This window comes from Oleiphilus sp. HI0061 (assembly GCF_001635675.1).
The window spans coordinates 1-812 of sequence record NZ_LWFE01000481.1; the positions used below are offsets into that span (position 1 = coordinate 1).

The following is an 812-nucleotide window of genomic DNA, read 5'->3' on the forward strand; positions in this document are numbered from 1 at the left end:
CATTATTATGGATGTTCTGAGGAAAAAGGCCAGCTTATATCTCAATAAGCTGGCTCGCATTGTTGTTAATCTGTTCAAGTGCGTCACGGCCTGGAACGGCTCTACCAAAATAGAAGCCTTGAATCTCCTGGCAGCCCAAAGACTTTAGGTAACTTAGTTGAGTCTCGGTTTCGACGCCTTCGGCAACAATATTGAGTTTCAGGCCGTGGGCCATGGATACAATAGCATTAACGATGCAGGCATCATCGTGTGTATCTTCAATATCCTTGATGAAGGACTGGTCTACTTTCAAAGTATGAATAGGCAGTTTATGAATATAGTTCAGTGATGAATAACCCGTGCCAAAGTCGTCAATGGCAATGGTGACGCCATGCTCAGAGAGTTGTCTGAGTTTTTGAGTCATATTCTCAAGGTCGTTCATAATAACATTTTCAGTGAGCTCGATTTCGAGATTTCCGGGCGGGAAATCTGCCTGGCGCAAGCTGGATAGTAAACGCTGTACAAAGCGCGGGTGTTCAACCTGGAGAGGTGAGAAGTTTACTGATAAGCGAATGTCACTTTGGCCGCTGTCGATCCAGGATTTAATTTCTTTACAGGCCGAATGCAGTACCCAGTCGCTAATATCAGACATTAGTCGGGTTTCTTCGGCTAAAGGAATAAACTCGCCAGGATAGATTAGACCACGCTCAGGATGCTGCCATCTTACCAGCGCTTCAACACCGATGGTCTTACCTGTCTTGGCAGAAATTTGAGGCTGATAATAAACTTTGAACTGGTTACGTTCCAGTGCGTTTCTAAGGTCTCTTTCCAGG

The 812-nt window shown here is 45.1% G+C and carries 1 protein-coding gene; it reads right to left on the reverse strand.

Going from position 1 to position 812, the window contains the following annotated elements; all coding sequences use genetic code 11:
• Positions 1-34 precede the first annotated feature (34 nt).
• Positions 35-812: bifunctional diguanylate cyclase/phosphodiesterase (locus tag A3735_RS06405; protein ID WP_156499460.1), on the reverse strand; the 778-nt coding region annotated here is incomplete at its 5' end.